Annotated in this window: 4 protein-coding genes; all 4 read left to right on the top strand. The window is 73.3% G+C overall.

Translation table 11 applies throughout. The features are described 5' to 3' along the window. Nucleotides 1–2,617 (top strand): hypothetical protein (locus PO768_RS17095; protein ID WP_272647010.1); only part of this gene is annotated, 2,617 nt, incomplete at its 5' end. Then, nucleotides 2,614–3,447, top strand: coding sequence for a hypothetical protein (locus PO768_RS17090; protein WP_137942031.1), 834 nt, complete (start codon nucleotides 2,614–2,616; stop codon nucleotides 3,445–3,447). The genes PO768_RS17095 and PO768_RS17090, both read left to right, overlap by 4 nt. Continuing rightward, complete coding sequence (locus PO768_RS17085; protein WP_272647009.1) at nucleotides 3,444–5,885, top strand: hypothetical protein; 2,442 nt, start codon at nucleotides 3,444–3,446, stop codon at nucleotides 5,883–5,885. Before PO768_RS17090 ends, PO768_RS17085 begins: the two co-directional genes overlap by 4 nt. Next, a partial coding sequence (locus PO768_RS17080; protein WP_272647008.1) for a contractile injection system tape measure protein occupies nucleotides 5,882–6,628 on the top strand: 747 nt, incomplete at its 3' end. The genes PO768_RS17085 and PO768_RS17080, both read left to right, overlap by 4 nt.

The raw sequence follows: 6,628 nt of genomic DNA, 5'->3' as shown, positions 1-6,628 counted from the left end.
GCAGCATCCGCCGCGCGAGCGCGCCGGTCTGCGGCCCGCGCCACCGGACGAAGAGCGGGCGATGGCCGCCGCGACGCTGGCCCGCGGCGCGACGGCGGGCAGCTCGCTGATGCTGTGTTTTCTGCTCGCACGCTGCCTGGCCACCGAGCAGCCGGCGCTGCTGGCCCAGCGCCTGGGCCGGCTGTTCGCGGTCTGGCTCTGCGGCGCCGCCGAGCTGCGCGAGGCCGATCTGGCGGCGCTGCGCGTGCATGCGCGCCGGGTCTTGCAGGCCAAGGAGGCCGGCGAAGCCGCGGTCGATGACCCGCTGTCGCTGATCTATGGCCGCCGCCCGCTGGAGCGCTCGCTGGTGTTCGACCGCGTGTTCCGCGGCCTGTGGCGCGCCCGGCTCAGCACCGAGCAGGGCTGGCTGGCGGTGGACGAGGTGTTCGCCGAGCGCGGCCCGGGCGGCGCGGTCGAGCTGAGCCTGCGCCTGCGGCCCGAGCAGCCGGCCATCGTGGCCTGCCAGGCCGCCCTCCATGGCCCGGACTGGCCGGCCCTGCCGGTGCTGCAGCTGCAGCTGCAGCCGCAGACCCGGCTGCATGCCTACAGCCTGTTGCAGCAGCTGCCGCTGCACAGCATCGCGCTGGCGGTGAAGGTGCGCGGCCTGCGCCAGCTCTGGCTGCACAACCAGCTCGGCCGGCTCGACCCCAGCAAGCCCTTCGCGCCCTTCGGACCGCTGCCCGACGCCGCCTCCTATCTGGTGCTGGGCAGCCCCGAGCTGGTGGCCAAGCCGCTGCAAAGCCTGCGTCTGCATCTGCTGTGGGCCGCGCTGCCCGGCTGCGGTGGCGGTTTTGCCGAGCACTACCGCGGCTATCCGGGCGACTGGAGCAACCCGGTGTTCCGTGCGCGCTGGTCGCTGCTGGCCAATGGCCGCTGGCAGGCGACCCAGGGTGAGGCCACCGCGCTGTTCGACAGCCTGAGCGGCCAGCGTCGCATCGCGGCGCGGCGCACGCTGGCGCTGGACGCCACCGAACTCAAGCGCTGGCACCGCGCCGAACCAGCCGGCCAGCCGGGGCAGAGCGGCGAGTTCAGCCTGGCCAGCCGCCAGGGCTTTTTCCGCCTGGGCCTGGCCGAACCGCCGGCGGCCTTCGGCCATGCGCTCTACCCGCAGTTGATGACCGAGGTGCTGAGCCGCAACGGCCGGCTCAAGCGCGCCCGCGAGCCCGAGCCGCTGCCCCGGCCGCCCTACACCCCGCAGCTGGAGCAGCTCAGCGTCGACTACGAAGCCAGCGAGCTGATCGGCCTGCTGACGGCCGAGGCCGATCAGCCCGGTGCCAGCCAGCTGTTCCAGCAAGGCCCGTTCGGCCGGGAGCGCTTGCTGCCCGGGCGGCGCGGTCACCACTGGCTGCCGCGCCTGCAGGCCGACGGCCAGCTCTTCATCGGTCTGCGCGCCAGCGAGCTGCAGGGTCCGCTATCCCTGCTGTTTAGGCTGCGCGCCGAACAGGCCGCCGATGCGCCGGACGCGCAGCGCCCGCGGCTGCGCTGGGCCGCCTGGTGCGGCGATGCCTGGCGCTGGCTGGACCCCCAGCGCCTGCTGCACGACGGCACCCAGGGCCTGCTGCGCAGCGGCCTGATGGTGCTGGACCTGCCGGCCGATCTGAGCCGCGGCTGCCCGGCCCTGCCCGGGCCCGAGCTGTTCTGGCTGCGCCTGAGCGCCGACTGGGGCTTCGAGCTGCTGGCCGGCTTCCAGGGCGTGCAGGCCCAGGGTCTGGAAGTGCTGCGGCTGGGCGCGGCGCCGCCGGGCGAGCCGGCACTGCCCCCGGGCCGCATCAAGAACAGCCTGCAGCCCATCGCCGGGCTGGGCAGCGTGCGCCAGGTCGACGGCGCCTTCGGTGCGCGCGCGGCCGAGGACGACGCCGCGCTGCATGTACGCGCGGCCGAGCGCCTGCATCACAAGGGCCGGGCCGCGACGGTCTGGGATGTCGAACGCCTGGTGCTGGACGCTTTCCCCGAGGTCATCAAGGTGCGCTGCCTGGGCAGCCGGGGCGTGCTGCGGGTGGTGGTGGTCGCGGCGCCGCCGCCCGACGCGCCGGCCGATGCCGCACCACGGCTGGATGCGGCGACGCTGGCCCGCATCCAGGCCTATCTGAGCGCGCGCAGCAGCCCGCACCTGAGCCTGACGGTGCGCAACTGCGCCTATGCCCGGGTACAGCTGCGCTGCGCGCTGAGCCTGGTGGCCGGTGTGCCGGCCGGCAGCACGCTGCGCCGTCTCAATCTGGACCTGCTGGACTATCTGTCGCCGTGGCGGCCGGGCGGACGCGGCGTGCAGTTCGACTGGCGCCTGCATGCCGAGGAACTGGAGGCCTTTGCCCGCGCCCGGCCCGAGATCGCCTCCATCGGCGCGATCTCGCTGCTGCACATCACACAGGACGATGCCGGCTGCTACCGGCTCGGCGACAGCGCCAGGCTGGGCAGCCGCGAGATCGCGGCCAGGCGCGGCTGGACCCTGCTGCTGCCGATGCGCCGCCATCTGCTGGAGCTGCAGACCGAGCCCGGCGAGCGCCGCGCCCGTGTGACCGGGCTGGCGCGGCTGGCGCTGGGCAGCAGCTTCATCATCGGCGGGGGTGTCAAACCATGACACGTCGCAATCGCGAGACGCTGAAGAACTATTTCCGCGAGGGCCAGCTGCCCAACGAGGACCATTTCGCCGACCTGATCGACTCCATGCTCAATATGAGCGACGAGGGTTTTCGCAAGACGGTCGAGCGCGGCGAGGAGATCTATGCGCCGGTGGGCCATGACGCGCTCCTGAGCTTTCTGCGCGACCAGAACCCCGACAGCGTGCTGTGGCGCGTGGCGCTGAGCCGCGCGCGCGATCAGCTGCTGCTGCAGCGCGGTGGCTCGGCCGGCGACGGCGCGAGCGCGCCGCTGCTGTGCCTGGACGCCGACCAGGACGGCGGCCAGCGCGTGGGCATAGGCACGGCCGACCCGCAGGACATGCTGGACGTGCAGGGCACGGTGCGCAGCAGCGGCCGGCGCGGCAGCGACTTGCGCAGCGCGCCCGAGCCGCTGCTGGCCAATGGCCAGTGGCAGGACCTGACCGACGATCTGCAGGGCTGCCAGGGCTTCGAGGTGATGGCCGGTGTCGGTCAGAAGGGCTCGGGTCGTTTCGCGCTGCTGCAGGCGGTGGCACTGAACACCTACAACCCCAGCTGGGGCTGGCTGGATTTCTTCAACCGCAAGCGCGGCATCCGCAGCACCCAAGCCTTCTGGGGCCGGCGCTGCGACCGCCTGCAGCTGCGCTGGCACGGCGGTGACGACAAGGACACCAAGAGCGTCAAGAGCGGCCGCGACGCCAGCTACCGGCTGCAGATCCGCACCGGCTGCGATTTCGGTGACAAGTGCCTGATCAACGCCCAGCTGACCCAGCTCTGGTTCGACCCGCATATGGAGGAATGTCAGCGATGAGCGCCGCGCCGCAGACCATTGCGCGCAAGTCGCCGCAACAGCAGCAGACGCCCGGCGGCCCGGCGCTGGACTTCGAGGCCTTGCGCAGCGCCGGCATCGCGCTGGCCCAGGCCGCCAGCGGCCAGCTGTGGACCGACTACAACCTGCACGACCCCGGCGTCACCCTGCTGGAGGCGCTGTGCTACGCGCTGACCGAGGATGTCTACGGCGCCCAGCAAAGCGTGCCCGAGCTGCTGGGCTGGCCCGAGGGCCAGGTCTTGCCCGAGCGCCATGGCCTGCACCGGCCCGAGCGCATCCTGCCCTGCCGGCCCATCACCGCGGCCGACTACCGCCGTGCGCTGCTGGCCCGCTGCCCCGGCGCCCTGCAGCTGCGGCTGCAGCCCTGCGAGCAGGGACTTCCCGGGCTGTGGCGCCTGGCCCTGCTGGCCCAGGAGAGCCAGATCGACGCGGCCCAGCGCGCGTTCTGGTCGCTGCGCAACCTGGGCGAAGACCTGGACGGCGCCGTGCGGCGGCTGCAGCCCCGGCCACACCGCCTGGCCTTCGAGATCGATGTCCAGGGCCCGCGCGAGCTGGCCGAGCTGCTTGGCGAGATCGCGCAGCGCGCGGCCGATTTCATCGCCGCGCGGCCGCGCTGGCGGCCGGCCGACACGGCACTGGACCCGGCACTGCGCTTCGACGGGCCGGCCCTGCCCCAGGGCTGGATCAGCGACGCCGAGCTGCAGCGCGGCGAGCAGACGCTGCTGTACTTCAGCGACCTGGTGCTGGCCCTGCAGGGCATCGAGGGTCTGGCCTCGGTGCGGCACCTGCAGCTGCTGGGTGAAGGCGATGGGGCGGCCGAGCCAGACGCCGACGCCGTGCCCTGGGGCGATGAGGCGGGCGCGCTGTGCCTGCAGTGGCCGCGCCGCGCCGAAGACTTGATGGACTGGGTGGTCTGGCGCGGTACGGCGCGCGAGACCCTGCCCGAGCAGAATCTGCTCCGCCGCCTGGCCCAGCTGCAGGTGGCCCACGAGCACCCGCTGCCCGGCCTGAGCCAGGCGACGCTCGGCACCGCGGTGGCTGAGGTGGCACCGCCCGAGCACCCGCCCTACTATCCGGCCCTGCTGCAGCTGCCGGCGATCTATGCCCATCCCGAGAGCCTGGGCGAGCAACGCCACCGCAGCCACAGCCGCAGCGGCCAGCACGCCCAGTGGCTGGCCTACACGGCGCTGCTGGAGCAGTGGCTGGCCCATGGCCAGGCGCAGCGCCAGCGGCTCGGTGCGCTCTACAGCCTGGCGATTGAAGCAGCGCCGAGCTATTGGTGGCAGCCTCTGGGTGAGTCGCATCTGGAAGGCTTGACAGCGCTGCAACTGCAGACGCCCGCCGAACAGCTGACGGCCCTGCAGGCCGAGGACGATGCGCTGGAGCGGCGCGGCCGCGTGCTGGACCAGTTGCTGGCCCTGCACGGCGAAGCCCTGCCGCAGAGCGGACTGCGCGGCCTGCCCTGCTACTTCAGCCCCGGCGGCTTCGAGCAGCATCTGCTGCGTCTCAAGCAGACGCTGGCGGCCGGCATCGAGCGCTTCACCCGCGAGCGCCATGCCGGCTTCGACTACAGCCGGCCGAGCTTCGGCCTGATCGGCAACACCGCGCCGCTGCAGGAACGCCTGAGCCTGCAGCTGGGTTTTGCCGAGCACCACAGCCGCTCGCTGACGGCACCGCTGCGCGAGCGGGGCTTGAGCGTGAGCGAAGCCGCCGAGCCGCCCAAGGTCTTGCGGCAGCCCGGCCCGGGCCTGCGGCCCATGCAGCTGTTCGCCGACGCGCCACGGCGCGAGGACCTCGCCGACAAGCCCTTATGGAAACCCGGCGACCGCCTGGATCCCGCGCTGCTGCGCTGCGCCGTCCATGCCAGCCGCTACCAATGGCAAGAGCAAAGCAAGCTGCTGTGGCTGGGCCCCGACGAGCAGCAGCGCTGGTGGCCGCTGGGCCGGCAGGCCGATGCGGCGGCCGCGCAAGACCTGGCCCTGGCCCTGCACGGCTTTGCCTGCGGCCTGCAGCTGCGCTGCGAGGGCCTGCATCTGCTCGAGCATCTGCTGCTGCGCCCCCAGGGCGAGGTGCCCCTGCCCCCCGATGTGCCGGACGACTTCTATGCGCAGCAGCTCAGCGTCGTGCTGCCGGCCTGGACCGCGCGCGGCGCCGACCCGCGCTTTCGGACCCTGGCCGCGCAGACCGTGGCCGAGCTGGCGCCGGCCCATCTGCAGACGCACTGCCTGTGGCTGCAAGCCGAGGCGCTGCAAGCCTTCGAGCTGGCCCTGCAGGGCTGGCTGCTGGCCAAGCGGGCGCTGTGCGAGGGCCTGGCTGGCGACGGCGCGCAGGACCCGGCCGCGCAACGCCGGCTGGACTCGCGCGCCGCCGTGCTGCGCCGGTTGCTGTGGCAGCAGATCTCACGCGAGGCCCCGCCATGAGGGCCGTGATCGACAGCCTGGTCTGGGATGCCCGCTTCGCCAGCGAGGGCCTGGCCTGGCAGCAGCAGGAGCGCCTGCGCCGCTTTCTGCGCGGCCCGGGTCTGCGCACGCTGCAGGCGCGCCTGCAGGCGCAGATGCCGGCCGACGGCCGGGTGCTGCACATCGACAGGCTGGAACTGGACCTGGGCCGCTTCACACCCGATGCGCCGCTGCGGCAATGGGCCGAGCGCCTGGACGGCGCGCTGCTGCAGGCCTTGCAGCGTCTGCCCGGCAGCAGCCGCTCGCGCGACGCCCATGAGCTGGCGCAGTTCAGCCACTATCTGCAGCAGGGCGCGCTGCCCTGGTCGGCCCGCTCCTCGCAAGACCTGGCCGGCTGGCTGGCGCGGCTGGCGCGCCGCCATGGCCCGGGCCTGTGGGAGGCCTTGCAGCGCCTGGCACCCGGCGAGCAGGTGCTGCAGAGGCTGGCGCTGATCACGCCGCATGGCGGGCTGCAGGCCTTGATCGCCGTGCGTGCGCCCGAGCTGGCCGCCGCACTGGAGCTGCTTGATGCGCAGTGGCTGAACCCGCTGCAGGCCCGGGGCCGCCTCAGCCTCTACCAGCGCCAGCGCCTGCAGCAGGCGCTGCGGGTGGCGGGGCTGCGCGCGCTGTGGGGCGGTGCGACGCTGGCCGGGCCACGGCTGCAGGGACTGATCCAGGCCCTGATCCAGGCCCATGCCGAGCTGCTGGGCCCGGCCTGGGCGGCG

The sequence above is a fragment of the Paucibacter sp. XJ19-41 genome (assembly GCF_028462495.1).
GTDB lineage: Bacteria > Pseudomonadota > Gammaproteobacteria > Burkholderiales > Burkholderiaceae_C > Roseateles_E.
This window is presented reverse-complemented; position numbering and strand designations above follow the sequence as displayed.

Coding starts and splice junctions, on each gene's coding strand:
- PO768_RS17090 (WP_137942031.1), top strand. CDS start 2,614: ATGACACGTCGCAATCGCGAGACGCTGAAGAACTATTTCCGCGAGGGC.
- PO768_RS17085 (WP_272647009.1), top strand. CDS start 3,444: ATGAGCGCCGCGCCGCAGACCATTGCGCGCAAGTCGCCGCAACAGCAG.